This is a genomic window from Nostoc sp. DedSLP03 (assembly GCF_034530815.1).
Lineage (GTDB): Bacteria > Cyanobacteriota > Cyanobacteriia > Cyanobacteriales > Nostocaceae > Nostoc.
In genome coordinates, this window is record NZ_JAVRCK010000002.1 from 116,882 (window position 1) to 135,205 (window position 18,324).

Here is an 18,324-nt window from a genome sequence, read left to right on the forward strand (position 1 = left end):
TGTAGAAAATGTAGCTTGGTCGTGTTATGGCTAACCACCTACTTATAAGGTGGCAAAAGAAAGCTAAACTCCGATCAAAAATCCACTTTTCTTGAAGTATGCAAAGTAGATATTGAGTAATTCGGTGTTTATTGTTGGATAAATAATATTGGTGTCAGCAAGTCCAGTCAATGTATTTTGGCAATCAAATGCTGGTAACTGCACGTTCTTTAATAATTGTTCGTCTAACAATGGCAAAAAAGCATGTAAAGCATTTGGAATATTGTGTTTCGCATTGTGTAGCAATTTAGCATACCACTCATGGTAAGAAACTTGCTCTAGCGAATAACCCAAAGACCGAACTAAGTCACACCATTTACCCCAAGACAGACAATCAGGAGAAACAAGGTGAAATGCCTTGCCGAAGGAGTCAGGGTTTTGAGAGAAGTGGACGATCGCTCTGCTACCATAATCAACTGGGGTCAAATCGAGGGGGAATTCCAAATCCGGCACCATACCTAGTTCGATACAGCCTTTAGTCAGGCTGCAAAAGAAGTCATCCACATTGGCGATTCCCGTTTGGCTGTGTCCGGAGATTGCACCTGGTCTGTAGATGCATACAGGAAGTCCGCGATCGCCTGCTTGCATGACCAGCTTTTCTGCCACCCATTTACTTTGTAAATAACCCCCTTGCAACCCTTGAAATTCTGCCAATTCATCGGATTCTGGAATGGAGTTAGCGTTTGCATAAGCAGGAGCCGAAAAAATGCCCAGCGTCGAAACAAAATGCACGGGTTTGACTTTCGTTTGAGCGCCTAGACGCAAAATCGCCTGAGTTCCCAAGACATTGGCTGCTTTGAGTTTGGCGTAGGGATAAAGAAAATTGACGACAGCACCATTGTGATAGATGACATCAATTTCCTCGCTAAGTTGATGGAATTGTGACTCGTTCAGACCTAAGTTGGGTAACGCCAAATCACCAATGACTGGAACGATCCGGGAGCGAAACTGTTCTTGCCAAAGTCCGTATGCTTGTAAATGGCTTTGGATACGTTGGATGCCCTGTTTTACATCCTGCGCTCGCACTAAGCAATAAATATTAGCTGTGGTCTGTTGCAGGAGTTCCTCTACTAAATACGCACCGAGAAAACCAGTTGCTCCAGTTAAGAAAATCGCCTGGGGTTGAGCGATAAACTTGAATGGTGTAGTTGGACGAATTGCCGGATCTAAGACAGCTTCTACTGCCAAATCGATCGCTAAATTGGTAGCCACTCCTGTCTGAGCGATCGCTTCAATTACTTGAGCCACTCCCGCAATTGTTGGGACTTCTAATAATTGATGAATGGGTATAGTCACTTGGAAGCTTTCTCGCAACCGAGACAGCAGTTGCACTGCCAACAAAGAATTGCCTCCCAAGTCGAAGAAGTTATCGTAGATGCTGAGTGGGGATTTGTGAAGTAAGTTTTGCCACAGGTCGGCTAAGTGTTTCTCGGTTTCGGTGCGGGGTGCAACAAATGTCTGATGCTGTTGTTGGTATTGAACTTGAGACTCTTCCATGTGCTGAAGAATCTGCTCTGGTGTATGCCAATCTGAAGCAATTTTTTGGAATAAGGTGGTGTAATTTGCGGATTGTTGGGGTATTGCCCGATCGCTTGGGGTTAAATTCCCTTCAGATGCCGAATGTATTGCTTCTTTGTCTAATCGTTCAGAAGCAATAGCGATCGCCCGACAAACATCTGCTGATAACTTATAGCAATAGCTTTCTGCTAAAGGTTCCTTGGCAATGGTTGTCAACTGTTCAAGAAAATCGCCAATAGGCTGGTTTTTGGAACTGGGTTTGTAAATAATATCGATCTGCTTGAGTCCGCGTGCCAGGGCAATTTTACCCAGGAAGTTGAGCATTTGATATTCAACTCCTCTGCCCAACACTCGACAACTGAGTAATAAAGTATCTACCACCAGGGCTGATGCTGTGGCCTGTACCATCATCATGCCCACCAAACCATAATTACCAAAGCGGTCTTTTACATCCACAACATAGCAAGTATGAGTATCTAACAGGCAAAAGGCTTTGATTTCAGCCGACGTTCTGCGTAAGGTGGTGGTATTAAATTGATTTGTTCGCTGCGTTAGTTGAACAACACGATCTACCTGGGAGGGCTGCATTTCCATAATATCCACTTGCAGATTGAGGCTATTGAGGAAATCTCGCAACGTGAGAGATTCGTTTGCCGCTTGCTGACGTTGGCGATTTTGCTGGTAAACAATCGTTCGCTGTCGATCCTCTACAGTGATCTTGAGACGATCGAATGCCCAGATATGAGCCAGGAATTCGGGAATTTCAGTGGCATTTGTGGGCAATTGCAGGGTTAAAACTTCTGGACACTGATAGCGGACTTGTGCGCATTCGATGGGATTGTCATCAATAAAGATGAAGCTATCTAAACTCAGCCCTAGTTCTTGAGACAGCAATTTCAAGTTTTCTGATTTAGTCTGCCAATTAATTTGCCAAGCCGCCAAATGGTGACGCTTTAGCCGCATACCGGAATGTTGGTCTAATACAGCAAAGACATCTGCTTGATTATTTTTGCTGCACAAACATAGCAACATCCCGCGATCGCACTGCTGAATCATAAATTCTTGCAATGCTTGATAGGATGAATCTATGACAATACCCTCAACTCCATCCTCGCCACAAACACCTTGCCATAAGGTTTGATCGCAGTCTAAGACAATTACTTTATAAGGCGGTCTATGTAGGCAGTGAATTTTTCTCGCCAACATTGTTCCTAATGCTGTAAAAAATGCTGGTGTAAATGGAATATGTCCGATTTCATCGCTATAAGCATCATAGAAGTTAGTTACTGGGTAGCTTGTTGCTAACTCCTGATAATTAATAATATGCAGTCCACTAATATCAGCAAGTTCTGTTAAGAAGTTTGCTTCCAATGATTGCAAAAAAGTTGCCATTTCTGCATCAGCAATTATTGAATTACTTGGCAAGAAACAAACCAAATTGGGAATTTGAGTCCGTTCGCAGGATTGACGTAACGCCAGAATTAAATCTTGAGTATTGCGCTCAAGGGAATTCTTTTGTTCGTTACTAGATAACTCTTGTAAATCCTGCGACCTCACCCAATCTTCTAACCGCACTAAAACAATATTAACTCCCGTTTCATTTTGTGATAACAGACTATCAGGAGTCAGCAGTTGTTGGAAAACTTGGTTATAGGGAGCAAAGGTTATTTCTGAGGGTAAATTGAGTTGCTGCATCCAGAATTTTAGAGAATCTGCAACCGAATCAGCAGTAAAAGTAGCTGCGATCGCCAACTTTTGTTTTTGATATCGGCTCCTAGCTAATCTGGCTTTTCTCTCAAGGTCTGTTGGTAGTATAAATTCATTGAGGCGAACATCTTTTGACTCAACCCATTGTGCTAATATTTGAAATAAAGCATTACCAAAAGCGTCGATTGTTTCACTTTCAAATATGTCGGTGTTATATGCAATTCCTATTTGTAAATCCGCTCCGACTTCGTAAATATAAGTATATAAATCTAAATCAGTCGGCCCCCAAATTCCTTCATCAATCAATGAAAACGTCAGATTGGGTAAATTTGTTAGGTCGCTCGGTAGTTGGCTGTTGACATAGCTTAATCCGGTGCGGAATGTTTGAAAAAAGGGAGTATCTTGTGCAACCCGACTCGATCCCATGACTTCAACGACTTTACCAAAGGGGACATTTTGGTGAGCATAAGCAGATAACAACACCGATCGCACTCGGCTAAGTACTTCGGTAAAAGTGGGATTGCCAGACAAATCTGTACGCAGCAACAAAGGATAGCCAAAAAAACCAATTAGGGACTCAACTTGCGGATGAACTCGACCAGAGGCGGTAAAGCCAATTAAAATGTCTTCCTGCTGAGAACACAGGTAAATCAAAGCCTTAAACGCTGCTACGAAAGTCATAAAGGAAGTAATTCCCATTTGTTCGTGACTTTGTTGTTTGATTGCAGCCCACATCACAGGATCGAGTTTAAAAAACTTTCGCCGGCCCTGGAAATTCTGGAGTGGCGGTCGGGGATGGTCGATGGGTAATTTTAATTCAAATGATGCCCCCTCTAGTTGCTGTTTCCAGTAAGCTAGTTCGCTTTTGAGTGCATCATTGTTGAGCCACTGGCGCTGCCATACGGCAAAATCTCGATATTGGATGGAAGGTTCTAGCAGTGGAGAAGGCTGTCCCTTGTAGAAATGACTATAGACTGTCGCCAGTTCTCGAATCCATAAACCCATCGAGATCATATCGCTAATAATGTGGTGAATGACGAGCAAGAGAATATGCTCGCGTGCATTTAAGCGAATGAGTTTAATCCGCCATAAAGGAGCGCTCGCCAAATCAAAGGGAGCTTCGGCTGCTTCATCGGCAATTTGCCAGAAAGTTTTTAATTGTTCGGTTGCATCTAAATGCTCCAGATTTAAAACAGATAATGTAAAAGGTTCTGGTGCAGTTATATTTTGCACGGGATTACCTTCCCACACCCCAAATGTTGTCCCAAAGACATCGTGGCGACGGAAAATTTCATTAAGACTTTTTTGGAGGCAGTTTAAATCTAAATCGCCATTCAGCCGCAAGGCTTGAGCAATATTATGAGCAGATTCTACAGCAGCTAACTGGGCCAAAATCCACAGGCGTTCCTGCTGGAAGGATACGGGCACATTTTGCGTTTGTGAAACCGGAACCAAAGGGATGGAAGCAGCCCCGATTTTGTTCTGATGTAGTAACCGGATTAGCTCTACTTTATTGTTAGCTAAAGCATTTCGGAGATCGGGAGTGATAACTCCTTTAGGTGCTTGAATGCGGAGTTGTTCCCCATCAACTAATAATTTCACTCCCCGGTCTGAAAGTTCGGCTAAAAGGGCATTTAGGTTCATAGTATTATTTCTTCCACATCCTCAGTAATTTCCATCGCCGAATTTTCGTTGAGTCCCTGTAAGGCTAGCTGTTTCAATAACAGGTCTGCTAGTTGATTGATGCTGGAACCTTCAACAAACTTTTCTAAAGAAAGGTCAATTCCCAGTTCTGTGATGATCCGATTGCGAATTTCGATCGCCATCAAAGAATCTAGTCCCGCTTTGCTCAGTGCTTGATTAGCATCGACTCGATCCACAGAACAACCCAACACTTTGGCAATCTTTTCTTTCAGGTAAATGGTTAAAATCTGCAAGCGATCGCCGAAGTCATGAGTTTGCAATTGCTGCTGAATTTCCATCGGTGGTGGTGATGTCGATTGAGTAACCGCCAGTTGAGAAAACTCTGCCAAATATGCCGGACAATTCCCCAGTGAGAATTGCTGCATAAATGTCAGCCAATTGAGCGGCATCACACCTACTTGAGCAACCTCCCAAAAAAAGCTCTGCTCCAAAGCCTGTAAACCTTGGGATGGCGATATCATTTCCATTCCCTGATGTTGGAGTTGCTTACCGAACTGACGCTCGGCGGCTGCACCAATTTCAGCCCAAGCTCCCCAGTTAATACTCAATCCCGGTAATCCCAATTGATGACGATAATGTGCTAGAGCGTCTAAAAAGGCATTGGCAGCGCAGTGATTAGCTTGACCGGCAGAACCCAAAACAGAAGCAGCCGAAGAAAACAAGATGAAGAAATCAAGCGGTAAGGTTTGGGTTAATGCGTGCAGATTCCAAGCACCTTGGACTTTCGGTGCCATGACTCGATGAAAGCGCTCCCAAGTTTGCTGGAGTAAAACACCGTCATCCAAAACTCCGGCTGCATGGATAATGCCGTGTAGAGGCGGGTGGCTGCGGTCAATTTCTGCCAATACCTCCGCCACTTGTGACTGCACAGACACGTCAGCTTGCATTACCATCACCGATACACCTTGTGCCTGAAGCTGCTGAATCTGGCGATCGCTCTGTTCGCTTGTCCCTTTGCGTCCCATGAGAACTAAGTGCTTTGCCCCACGTTCTACTAACCAATCGGCAATTAGCAGTCCCAGTCCCCCTAATCCACCAGTAATTAAGTAGGTACTATCTGAATGGATGGGGATATCTGCTCGATTATGAGAGTTACGGTAAGGAACCAGTCTTGCCACCTGACGCATCCCATTACGGAATGCAATTTGGTTCTCTCGATCTGGTGATGTCAACTCTGCAAATAGTGCATCAAGAGGGTTTTGACTTAGCCGATAATTTTCTTGGAGGTCTAAATCTATCAAGCGAAACTGTAATTCTGGGTGTTCTCTGACGATCGCCTTCCCCATTCCCCATAGAGGCGATTGAACTAATCCAGCTTTATCGGCAACTGCTCCTTTAGTTATTACCCATAACTGAGGTGGCGTTATACCCATCTTTTTAACTAGCGCTTGCACCAAGTACAGAGTACTGCCACAGCCAATACGGGTTGCTGCTTGCAAATCTTCGACGCTTAAGGTTGGTGCAGTTTCTTTACTCTCTAGGCTCCACAAATGTACCACCCCTGAGAGACGCGATCGCTTGCTAAGTATGTGCGAAACCAACTGCTGAAAATCTTCCGGTTTCTGAGGATTAATCTTGAACTCGAACTCACTCAACAGTTCGTATTCCTGTCCGGGAAAAACTAGAGTACAGGTATCTCCTCGTTCTTGAAACCGTCGAGCAAGTTTCTGACTGATACCTTGATTATCTGCTAAAATTAGCCAGTTTTGTGGTATATGGCTCTCGGTTCCTTTTTGGGCAACAATCGCAGCCTGAGCCAGGGAACCGATGACTTGATTTTGAGGTGCGATCGCCACCGCCGACGTAAATCCATTCGCTTGCAACACATCTTGCCACTCGGCACTACTTAAGAGCGGGTAATTCGGTCGCAACCAGCGATCGGCAAACAACCACCAACCTGGCGTCAAACCGAAGCTCAGATCCAGCCAACAATGGCGATCGGTGACTTCTAACATCACCAGAATTCCGCCTGGTGCTAATAAGCTGTGGACGTGGGCCAATGTTTGTTGTAAATCTGGTGTCGCGTGCAGGACATTGGCTGCCAGAATCACATCGTATTGTTGCCCTTCCAAGCCTTGAGTCGCTGGATATCGGCTGATATCTAAAGATTGATAGCGGACAAATGGGTAATCCCGAAACTTCTCCCGTGCTTTGGCTGCAAACAGAGGTGAAATGTCTGTGAAAGTGTATTCAGCTTGATAATTATTCAATTGCGGCAGAATGTAAGCGGTTGTGCTGCCAGTTCCCGCTCCAATTTCTAGCAAGCGGATCTTACTTTTCTGTGGTACTCGCAGCAGTGCTGCGGAAACTGCCTTTTGCACCAATGTATTCATCACTCTAGCAGCTGGGGCATCTTGATACAGTTGCGTCAACAGGGTGAAATCACCATTGGGAAATAGTAATTGTAGCGGGTCAAGTTTTCCCTGAAGTACCTCTGGTAAGCTGGCACCACAGCGTTCTACTAAGGCAATCTCAGTATCTCCGGTAGGGAATCGGGCTAACAATCGGTCTGGTTGCGGCGTTTGGCGATCGAGGGCGCTAATTACTTCCCAGTGATGTCTGCCGTTAGCACAATCAAGAGGTCTAAGCCACCCTGCTTCAGTCAAAATATCCAGAAACCGATGTAACAGTTGGTGATACTGGCTAATCACCCCCAACTGTTCTGCTATTTCTGTAAAGGAAAACTGCAATCCGAGTTGAAAGTCCCATCCTAGTTGTTGTAAGGCACTGATTACATAAGACACGCTGAGGGCTTCGAGTTGGGGTAAAAATTCCTGGTTTGATGAGGTTGTTGTTAAAAGTTCGGCCAATTGAGGAATCAGGTTTTGGCTGATGTCTTTGGGATTGAGCAGGTAATCCGGTGAGAGCGATCGCCCCATTCGGGCTTGAGGTCGCCACTCGATTTGATACAACCAATCTGGCGGAACTTGAGGAGAAACTGTTAATGTTGCCGCAGCGACCCTTTGAAGTTGCAGACCTTCAACAACCGCTAGAATCTCACCATCATCTGTAATTAATTGCAAATCGCTAATCAGTGTTTTGTTACTGTTTTGGCTAGGATGTACTTTGGCGATGCTCCATAGTCGATTGCTGGGGCGATCGCAAACTTGCAATCGCTTGATGGCGATCGGCACATAAGCCTCTTTGCTATTATCTTGTGGGAATTTAGCTTGCAAAACCTGAAAACAAGCATCCAAGAATGCTGGATGAAACTGATAGGTATCTGTTTCTAAAACGCATGTTTGGGGTAACTCAATTTCCCCTGTTACTACTTCTGAATTCAACCACAACTGTTTAACTCCCCGAAAACTAGCACCATAATCAACTCCCCGTTGAAGAAACTGGTGATAATGTTCGGCTTGGTTGTGGGAAGCTACTTCCTTGGGGAGCCATTGCGTTGCAAAAAGTTCCATCGATGGTTTGAGATTGGATGCAGTGACATTTCCAGAAACATGCAGCATCCAAGATGGTGAATCTTCCTCATCTAATTCACAACTAAAAATTTCAAAGGAATATCCCTGTTGTTCCGTTGGCTGAAGAATTAGCTGGAGTGTTTTAACTTCATTTTCTGATAGAACTAATGCCCGTTTATATAGTACATTTTCTAAAATTAAATTTTTAGATTTCAAAACCTTCGCTGCTGCCCCTAAAACCATCTCTAGATAAGCAGTTCCTGGCACGATCGCTTTTCCGTAAACGCGATGGTCAGCTAAAAAAGCAGGAAAATGAGAATTGATTTGCGTCTGAAAACGAATCTCTTTCGAGTCTGCTAGGTGCAATCTAGAACCGAGCAGAGGATGAGAAGATTTCAGATTTGCAGAGGAAATTTGAACATTTTTTTGCCTGCTGTCTTTGTTTGGTTCAATCCAAAAACGCGATCGCTCAAAAGGATAATTCGGCAACACTACGCGCCGATGCTCAGATCCCCGATGAAACTCCGACCAATTCACCGATATTCCCTGCTCATACAACGCCGCTAAACTGGTCAACATCTGCTGCCAATCTGATTCTTGCGATTTGAGACTTGCCAGCCACAGATGTCCCGATTCTGGGATACACTGACGACCCATGCTTACCAAAATTGGGTGCGGCCCCACTTCCAAACAAGCCAAATTTCCTAACGCTGACAGGCTGACAATACTGTTAGCAAATTGCACTGGCTGCAACACATGCTGCACCCAATATTCAGGCGTGCTAATCTCCACTCCTGCCAATTGCCCTGTGATATTAGAAATGAAGCGAATATTCGGGTTTGGTGTACGGTAGCTCACTTGCTGGGCAATCTGCCCAAACTCTGCCACCATTGGTTGCATCAACGGCGAATGAAAAGCATGGGAAACTTTCAGTGACTTTGTTTGCACTCCTCTGGCTTCTAAGATAGCCACAGCCGATGCGATCGCCGCAGCTGCACCAGAGATAACGATTTGCCTTGGTGCGTTGATTGCAGCGATCGTTACCTCCGGCAATGAATCAATCGCTGCACAGACTTGCGCCAAATCAGTAAATACCGCCACCATTGCCCCTGTCTGCGGTAGTGCTTGCATCAATTTACCCCGTGCGGCGATGAGTTTCAATCCATCTTCCAGACTGAGTACACCTGCAACAGTTGCGGCAACATATTCGCCCACACTATGACCCATCACAACACTAGGTTTGATACCCCAAGATTGCCATAGCTCAGACAATGCATATTCCAAAGCGAATAAGACAGGTTGGGTATAGCCCGTCTCATTCAGAAGATGAGGCGCTAAGTTTTTTTCCCTTTCCCCTAATGGATACAACACTTCTAGCAATGGTTGCTCTAATAATGGGTGCAGGATTTCAGCACAGCGATCAAGTGCTTGTCGGAAAACAGGTTGGGTTTCGTAAAGTTCTCGTCCCATGCCGATATACTGCGAACCTTGTCCAGTGAATAGGAAAGCTACCCCTGAAGCCGGAAAGCGAGTGCGCGAATTTTCGGCAATAAATGTTGTGAGTTGATTTCTCAATTGTGCGCGAGAATCAGCAACCAAAGCCAGCCGATACTCAAAATGCGATCGCCCCACATTACTCGTATAACAAATATCCCTCAAACATACTTCTGAATGAGACTCCAAAAACCCCACATACCGCCGAGCTAATTCCCGTAAAGCTGTCTCAGTTTTTGCCGAAAGCGTCAAGACATGCTCCCCTGCCCCTCTGCTCCCCCGGTTACTGAGCGTAGTCGAAGTATGCTCCCCTGCCCCCCTACTCTCCCCCAGTGCTTCCTCCAAAATCACATGAACATTCGTACCGCCAACACCCAAGGAAGTTACGCCAGCCCGCCGAGGCGTTTGGTCTGTTTGCCAGTCTGATAGAGTTGTATTTACATAAAATGGACTGTTAGCAAAATCAATCTTGGGATTGGGATGTTTAAAATTTAGGCTAGGCGGCAGCAATCGGTGTTTGAGTGCCAAAACTGTTTTAATCAATCCTGCTATGCCTGAAGCTGTATCTAAATGTCCGATGTTAGTCTTTACAGAACCGATGGCGCAAAATTGTTGCTTCTGTGTTTTGTTACGAAATGCCTGGGTTAATGCTGCAATTTCAATCGGATCGCCGAGAGTCGTTCCGGTTCCGTGGGTTTCGATGTAAGTAATAGTTTCTGGATTGATATCTGCGATCGCTTGGGCTTGGGCAATCATTGCTGCCTGTCTCTGAACGCTGGGAGCCGTATAGCTGATTTTTTGGGAGCCATCGTTATTAATCGCAGAACCCTTAATCACGGCGTAAATATTATCTCCATCGGCGATCGCATCTGCCAATCGTTTCAACATCACAATCCCAACGCCATTGCCGCCAACGGTTCCTTGTGAGTTGGCGTCAAATGCTCGGCAGTGACCATCGGGTGAAAGAATCATTCCTGGCTGATAGCGATAACCAGATTTTTGGGGTACGGCGATGGCAGCAGCGCCAGCCAGAGCCATATCGCATTCTCCCTGGATCAAACTCCGACACGCTTGATGGACGGCAACTAAGGAAGTCGAGCAAGCGGTTTGCACGTTGACGCTGGGCCCTTGCAAGTTGAATTTGTATGAAACCCGCGTGGGAAGAAAATCTGTACCATTGGCGATCGCTAGTTGCGAGTCATCAACGTGTTCTAGGCGATCGCGATTTGGGTAAAGATTGTGATTCCAGTAGGTTCGACCTGCATAAAGATTCATCCCCATGCCTGCATAAACCCCTATTAATCCTGTATAAGTTGCAGGGTCGTAACCCGCATTTTCGAGGGTTTCCCAAGCACACTCTAGGAACAGGCGATGTTGCGGGTCCATGATTTGGGCTTCTTTAGGAGAGATATCGAAAAATGCCGCATCAAATAAATCAATGTCAGATAAGATACCACTGGCTTTTACATAATTGGCATCATTCAAGGATGAAGAATCGATTCCGGCTAACTCCAGTTCTTCATCACTGAAAAATGAAATCGATTCCACGCCATTACAGCAATTTTGCCAGAATTCATCGAGTGTTTTGGCTCCTGGAAAACGCCCAGACATACCGATGATGGCAATTTCCAATTGCTGGGTACTTTTCATCTTACCCAAGTCATGGGATGGCGATAATTGCGATCGCTCCGGCAATGGCATTTGAGCTTGATTCAGAAACTCTGCTAACGTCTGAATAGTTGGATATTGGAACAAGTCAATCAGTGACAGATGTTGCCCAAATTGTTTTTGTAAGCGATCGTGAACCCGAACCAAGGTGAGCGAACTACCACCTAATTCAAAAAAGTTGCGATCGATACTCACTGAAGAAATGCCTAATACGTCTTGCCATATTTGAGCTATCTGGCGTTGAATGTCAGTTTGGGGGAAAACGATTTGCCAAGGTTGATTGTGCCTTTGATTGCTGCCAATAATTTTGGCAATGTCTATCGTACCCGTTTGTGTTAAGGGTATTTCCGCAAGCTGTACAATTTCACAATGGCTAGGAGTCCCAAAGCGATCGCTAATTCTCATTTGCTCCCAACCATGCAACCCTGCACCATCCACAGTGGTGACATAAGCGGTTAATTTCTCGACGTTATCGGCTTCTGTCTTCAGATATCGACGAATATGAGGATTGCTGCCATCTAAACCGACAATCAACTGCGGTTGATGACGCGATAAACCTGCCAGTAAGGAACGCCAACCCTGTTGTTGAGTAATACTCTGATACCCCAAGCGATGAGCTGCTTCCCGGCTGTGAATGGGGTTTCCTTCGCTCATACCAACATCATCCCACTGGCTCCAGTTAAAGCAGTAAGTATCAGGATGATAATGGTATTGCTGATACTGACAACAACCATCTAAAAAACTGTTGGCAGCAGCATAAGCACTAAAGGTTGCTCCCCCAAACACACTATTTACGGAAGAAAAGCCGATGAAAAGGGCATTTGGGCGATTCCGAATCAGTTGAAAAAGCGTCCAAGTTCCCTGAACTTTCGGACGTAGCATGGTACGAAAGCTTTCTAATGTAGCCACAGCTATCCAGTGATTTTCCATCACCGTCCAGTGGTGTTTGAGATCGCCTTCACCTGCAAGATGAATAATTCCTGCCAAGGGTTGATTCCATTTCAACTCTGCCTCAGTTACAGCCTGCTGCAAGCCAGTTAGATCGCAGATATCAACACATTTGTATAATAAGTCACTACCTGTTGCTATAAGCGAGCGATAATTTTTCAATCGCTTGGCGATCGCTGTATTCTGTTCGAGATGCTGCGACCATTCTGTTTCTGGTGGCAAACTTGTTCTGCCAACAATTAGCAATCGCACACCAAATTGCTTAAGTAAATATTGGCAAACGGAAGCCCCAATTCCACCCAATCCCCCTGTTACCAGATAAGTCTGCCCTGCTTTAATTGGTATTTCCTGGCTTGGACTAGCAAGCATATCGACTTTGGCAAGTGATGAGACTAGCCGTTGACCTTGACGATAAGCAATTTCACTATCTGTTTTAGTAACATTTAATTCTTTAAACACATAGTTAGCATTTGTTTCCAGTGACCCAATTTCTAAGTCAATATGCCGACAGTGCAACCAAGATAGTTCTAAAGGAATTGTTTTTAACAATCCGATAAGTGTGGATTTTTCATAAGCGATCGCATCATCGCTGCTAGTTAACTGGAGGTTGTTAGAAATAATTTGTAACTGTATATCTGCATTCAGTAATCGGTCTTTTTGCTTGACAGCTAAGGCTTGTACCAAAAATAGGATGCTGTATAGCTCTAAGTATTGGGCGCGTTCTAGTTCTTCTAAACTAGACACTTGACCCATAGATTCGTTATAAGTCCATAAATGCAAAATCTGAGTGGGAATATCCGATGCCAAAGCTTCTAGCACCCGCCGATAGTGATCGGGATTTTCGGGATTGATCGTAAAGCGATCGCCTTGCTCAGATTTGATAAAATCCGTACCTGCTTCAACGCAGATATAAGATTGATTATTGCGTTTGAGTTCTGTACACAGGTAATTTCCTAAACCTAAATCATCGAGAAATACAAGGTATTTTTGAATCGGAAGTTTAACTGACTCCAAATGCTTGTGACTTAACTGCTTAACACACCAAATTCGGCGATAAAACCAGTCGGGTATTGTGTTAGCATTGCCAGTCAGGATATCAAACTGCCGGAGAATAAATTTAAATTCACCTGATTCAAAGCGTTTAACCAGTTGCGATCGCTGGATCTTACCAATCGCCGTTTTGGGAATCGCAGCTTTTTCAACTGGAATTACATAGCTGGGATTGATGCCACAACGTTGGACAACTTTTTGGCGAATGGTTTGCATCAACGTTGAAATTTGCATTTCATTCGCTTCACCTGCATGGAAGAAGATAGCTAGCTTTTCTGAACTTTCTCCATCATGCACGGCCACTGCGGCAGTGTAGGAAACAACTACGCCTGCAATTTCTTCAACAACTGCTTCGATTTCATGACTATAGTAATTCAGTCCATTGATGATAATAACGTCTTTCTCTCTGCCTGTAATCGTTAAACGTCCTTGTCGTAAGAAAGCTAAATCTCCCGTCTTCAACCAGCCATCTTCTGTAAACACTTCCGAATTCAGTTCCGGTTGACCAAAATAACCTGATGTTACAGTCAGTCCTTTAACTTGCAGCCTTCCGATAGCTTCTTCTTCAACGAGCTGGTCTTGAGCATCAACTATCCGCAAAGAAAATCCGGGAATCGGCGCGCCAACTTCTACGAATGCATCTTCATCCGTGGTCGATTCCCCAGAAAAGTTGTGAGAGTAAGTCACTCCCGAACAAGTTTCAGCCATTCCCCAAGCCGGATGTATTGCCGTAGTCGAGAGTCCGTGTGCTGTCAGCAATTCGAGAAATTTTCTCGCAGTTTTGCCGACAATGGCTTCTGCTCCGTTCAAGATGTATCGCACTGATGATAAATCCCAATGCCCCTGAGAAAGTTCTGCTTCGGCTGCATTGATTAATCCATAGGTAAAATTCGGTGCAAAGGTCACACTCACGCGATAATCAGACATCCAATCAAGCCATTTCAGGGGTTGTTGCAACACCCAATCGGTGACAGCATGAATTTGTTGACAACCCACATACACATCCCGAATATGGAAATACACTAATCCGGCAACGTGATCGAGTGGCATCCAGTTTAAGGAAACATCTTCTTGGGTAAACCCATTCATCTGAACACTCGCAGCCGACCGACAGATGAGACTGCGATGGCTTTGCATCACTGCTTTCGGCGTACCTGTACTACCAGAAGTGAGAAACAGTACTGCCATATCATCTGGGGCAGCAACATACCAGTTAGGATCGAGATGGGAAGATTGCAACTCATTGAGGGTAGCGATCGCCAAATTGTCAAGTGGCAAATCTGTCAGGGAACGTCTCAGTTCAGGTGCTAATCGCTCGCTAGTCAGTATTAAACTTGGTTCTAGTCTTTCCGAGATTTGAGCTAATTTATTAACGAAACCATGAGAGCGATCGTAACTCTGAGGAACGGATAAAGGAATTGGGATGAATCCGCCCAAAATACAGCCCCAAAAGGCAGGAATGAAATCTTCAGGTTGGTCAAATTGAAAGAGAATTCTATCTTGAGGTACAAGTCTTAATTTTCTTAAGCCCGCCAAAATCCGTTGAGCTGCGTCTAATAATTCTTCGTAGGATTGGTTTTGGTAAGTATCATCGGGTTGGATGTAAGTAATTCCTTTTGAGCTTTGTAACGCTGCTCTTTGGAGGAGTTTCGTTAAGTTAGTGGTTGCTTCTGTTTCCAGTTGTAAAGGTTCGCCATGACTAATTGCTTTCGCTTTTGGCTGGGAAATCTGAGATTGTAAAGGCTCAAATTGTTGATTTACACCACCGGATTCTAGTTTTTCTCCAGAATCCTCTAATTGAAAATTGAGTTTTGTTGCTTGTGGATTCCCTAGCAAATCCCAAACGTGTAATGGTGGCAGTTGTTTTGTCTGGTTTTCCACAATAACTGCGACTTGGTTAATCGAGGGGAGCGATCGCAAAGACGACTCCCAGCGATCGACCAAATCTATGTCAATCACGGCTAAATCAGTTAGACGGCGATCGTCAATCAGTCCCTCACTGGTGAGCGGCAATCTGGATAACCAAACGTAGGATTGAGGCAGGATAGTGTTTGGCAAATGAACCTGCAAATATGCATTTAGCTGTGCCAACGAACATTTTCCTGATGCAACTACGTAGGCTACTAACCACATATCTGCGGTTTCTGTTTCTCGGATTAATACCCGACACTCTTCAATTTCTGGATGGTTCAGGAGCGCAGTTTCCAGTGCTGCTTGGTCTGCTAAGTTTGCCTGAAAACCATTGAGGGTATTAATTTTCTCCAACATCTATAAGCTCCAAACTAACTTAGACACGTTTGCTGTTGCGGGATGTCTTCACTTCTACAAGCAACCCTATTAGTTGGTGGTTTGATATAACAGGCAACAGGCTTAAAAGTTTTTGGTGTCGGGGTTTGACGATCGGTTGATGTCCTAACCTACCAAGGCAACTGCTATATATGCTTTTTTTGGCCGTTTTTGACATATTTGCTGTTTAAGGTCGCTACCTTGTGAATATTGAGAATACATGAAATTTTTTTGTAGTTACTAACTTCGTGACCATTTGTAACAAGTGACGTGAAAAGAGAATCTGGAAAAATTAGACTTAAAGCTTTGTAAATATTTGCTAGCAAGTTTTAGGAAGATTTTTTTCCAAAAATCATTCAGTTTTAAGTGCAACGGTGTCGAAAAACAAAACTATGTAAATAAAAATAAATGAACTTGTAACTCTTGTTGTATCTTGTTAAATTCATTGTTCTTTTTTTATAATTTATATTCCTACAAACTTACTTAACTGATTCCCAATCCGTCGTCACGATTTACAATTAAAATATTACAATTTTGGTTTTCGTCTTGTTGGTAAATAAATCGATCTACGCTGTTAAGAGCTAGATAAACTCCCAAACCGCCAATCTGGCGTTGCTGTAGCGACTTGTTTAAATCATTTGGAGTTAACTTCTGGGTAGGATTGAAGGGAACACCAGTATCTTTAATCGTAATGCTCAAGGAGCGATCGTCAAAATCGGCTTTTAAAATCAATATGCCTTGGCGATTTGCTGCCTTATAGCCGTAATTAATGATGTTTGTAGCGATTTCATCTACCGCCAAACGCAGTCTATAGGCGGTTTTTTTATTCAAACCTGCTACCATTGCTGCTGCCATCACATATTCTGCGATCGCCTTTAAAGAGTCCAGTGTTCCAGGCACAGTTAAAGGTTCCATATTTTACAGATTGGGGGTAAGTGAAAGGATGAAACTTTAGTCTGATGCCTTTCTCTGCACAATCAGCATTGTGATGTCATCATACTGAGGTGCGTTGCTGATATGAGCGAACAAATCAGTTGTAATGCGCTCTAGCAGGGGAGATGGCAAAAGCGCAGCTCGATCTAGGAGCGATCGCAGTCGCTTTTCAGTAAAAAATTGACCGCTGGGACTACGTGCCTCAGTTACTCCATCGGTATAGCCAATTAAGATATCGCCCGGTTCCAACTGTACTTGTTGAATTTTAAATTTCATATTAGGCATCATCCCTACCGCTGGCCCGGTTGAGTTGAGACTGGCTTTGATACCAGTCTCACCAACAACAAACAGAGTTTCGTGTCCACCATTGATGTAGGTGAGAATGCCAGTTGCCGGATCTAGCACGCCAAAAAACAGCGTAGCAAACATACTCATCTGGGCGTGCTGCTGGGCGATGTAATTATTCGTGAGCGCTACTGCTTTCAGGGGGTTAATTTGGTATAAATTGGTTGCCATCTCTGACTCCAGCAAAATCGATAATTCCGCCTCATTGGCAATAATAGAGAGTCCGCCCAAACTAATTTGTCCCGAAAAAATACGGATTAAGCTTCGGAACAAAGCCATAAATAATGCAGCACCTACACCTTTGTCGGCGACATCAGCAATAACTAGCCCCAAATAGTCGCCAGGTAGCATGAAAACGTCGTAGAAGTCGCCAGCAACTTGACGCGCAGGAGAGAAAAACGTGGCAATCTCTAAATTAGGTAGCTGTGGGATTTCGTTGGGTAGAAAATCTCTCTGGATTTGCCGCCCTTTTTCTAATTCGTAGTTGAGCGCTTTGGAATAAGTTTCAATTTTCCCATATAACTGGGCATTTTCTAAAACTATAGCGATTTGGTCAGCAGTGAGCTGCATCAGATGGGCAATTTCTGGGCTAAAGTGCCCAGGTTCTTGGTGTAGTAAGGTAAGAATACCTAGAACCTCTTCATTTCTGAGAATGGGAACAGCTAATGCTGAACGTACAGTGTAAGGCTGATTGGGCAATTGCAACCAACGTTCGTCGGTTTCAGTGTCTACAATCAACCCGATCTGGCGCTGTCTGTATACCCAACCAGCAAGCCCCTGTGCTAAAACACAACCAATCAGGCGATCGCGCTCCTTCAGTGCTGTTGTCTCCCTTTGGGTGAGGATACTATCGGTGACAGCACCCTGGCGATCGAGTAAAAACAGACTGCCTTTTTGGGCACCAGTAAGCTGACTACAAACATCTAACGTGTCTTGTAAAGTAGCTTTCAACATCTCTTCTTCGGGTGAAGCGCGGATGATTGTTGCTACTGAATGCTCCAGCAGCTTTTTTTGAGCTTGGAAAGCAGCTTTTTCTGTTTTTAATTCAGCTACCTCTCGCCGCAGAGCCTTCAGTTCCTCAATTAGCTGTTGATTCTCTGCTATGCCATTCTCTTCATAAGATCGTTGGATCATAAAATAGACCTGTCGCTTTATTATTGGGGTAAGATTCAGGACGGCAATCGCTTCACTAAATTGAATGCATCTGCTAATTTAAATA

At 44.3% G+C, this 18,324-nt stretch carries 4 protein-coding genes; all 4 read right to left on the reverse strand.

Annotated elements, in window-relative coordinates:
* Positions 1 to 63: 63 nt before the first annotated feature.
* Complete coding sequence (locus RM368_RS01620) at positions 64 to 4,908, reverse strand: thioester reductase domain-containing protein (protein ID WP_322692421.1); 4,845 nt, start codon at positions 4,906 to 4,908, stop codon at positions 64 to 66.
* Complete coding sequence (locus RM368_RS01625; protein WP_322692422.1) at positions 4,905 to 15,809, reverse strand: SDR family NAD(P)-dependent oxidoreductase; 10,905 nt, start codon at positions 15,807 to 15,809, stop codon at positions 4,905 to 4,907. Before RM368_RS01625 ends, RM368_RS01620 begins: the two co-directional genes overlap by 4 nt.
* A 501-nt stretch (positions 15,810 to 16,310) precedes the next feature.
* The gene (locus RM368_RS01630) at positions 16,311 to 16,742 is read right to left on the reverse strand and encodes an ATP-binding protein (RefSeq protein ID WP_322692423.1); all 432 of its coding nucleotides are present in this window, start codon (positions 16,740 to 16,742) and stop codon (positions 16,311 to 16,313) included.
* A 36-nt stretch (positions 16,743 to 16,778) separates the two neighbouring features.
* Positions 16,779 to 18,239, reverse strand: coding sequence for a GAF domain-containing SpoIIE family protein phosphatase (locus RM368_RS01635; protein ID WP_322692424.1), 1,461 nt, complete (start codon positions 18,237 to 18,239; stop codon positions 16,779 to 16,781).
* Positions 18,240 to 18,324: the final 85 nt, after the last annotated feature.

Bases quoted from the DNA above. Each gene is read 5' to 3' on its own strand.
- RM368_RS01620 (WP_322692421.1), bottom strand. From the start codon at position 4,908: ATGAACCTAAATGCCCTTTTAGCCGAACTTTCAGACCGGGGAGTGAAA.
- RM368_RS01625 (WP_322692422.1), bottom strand. From the start codon at position 15,809: ATGTTGGAGAAAATTAATACCCTCAATGGTTTTCAGGCAAACTTAGCA.
- RM368_RS01630 (WP_322692423.1), bottom strand. From the start codon at position 16,742: ATGGAACCTTTAACTGTGCCTGGAACACTGGACTCTTTAAAGGCGATC.
- RM368_RS01635 (WP_322692424.1), bottom strand. From the start codon at position 18,239: ATGATCCAACGATCTTATGAAGAGAATGGCATAGCAGAGAATCAACAG.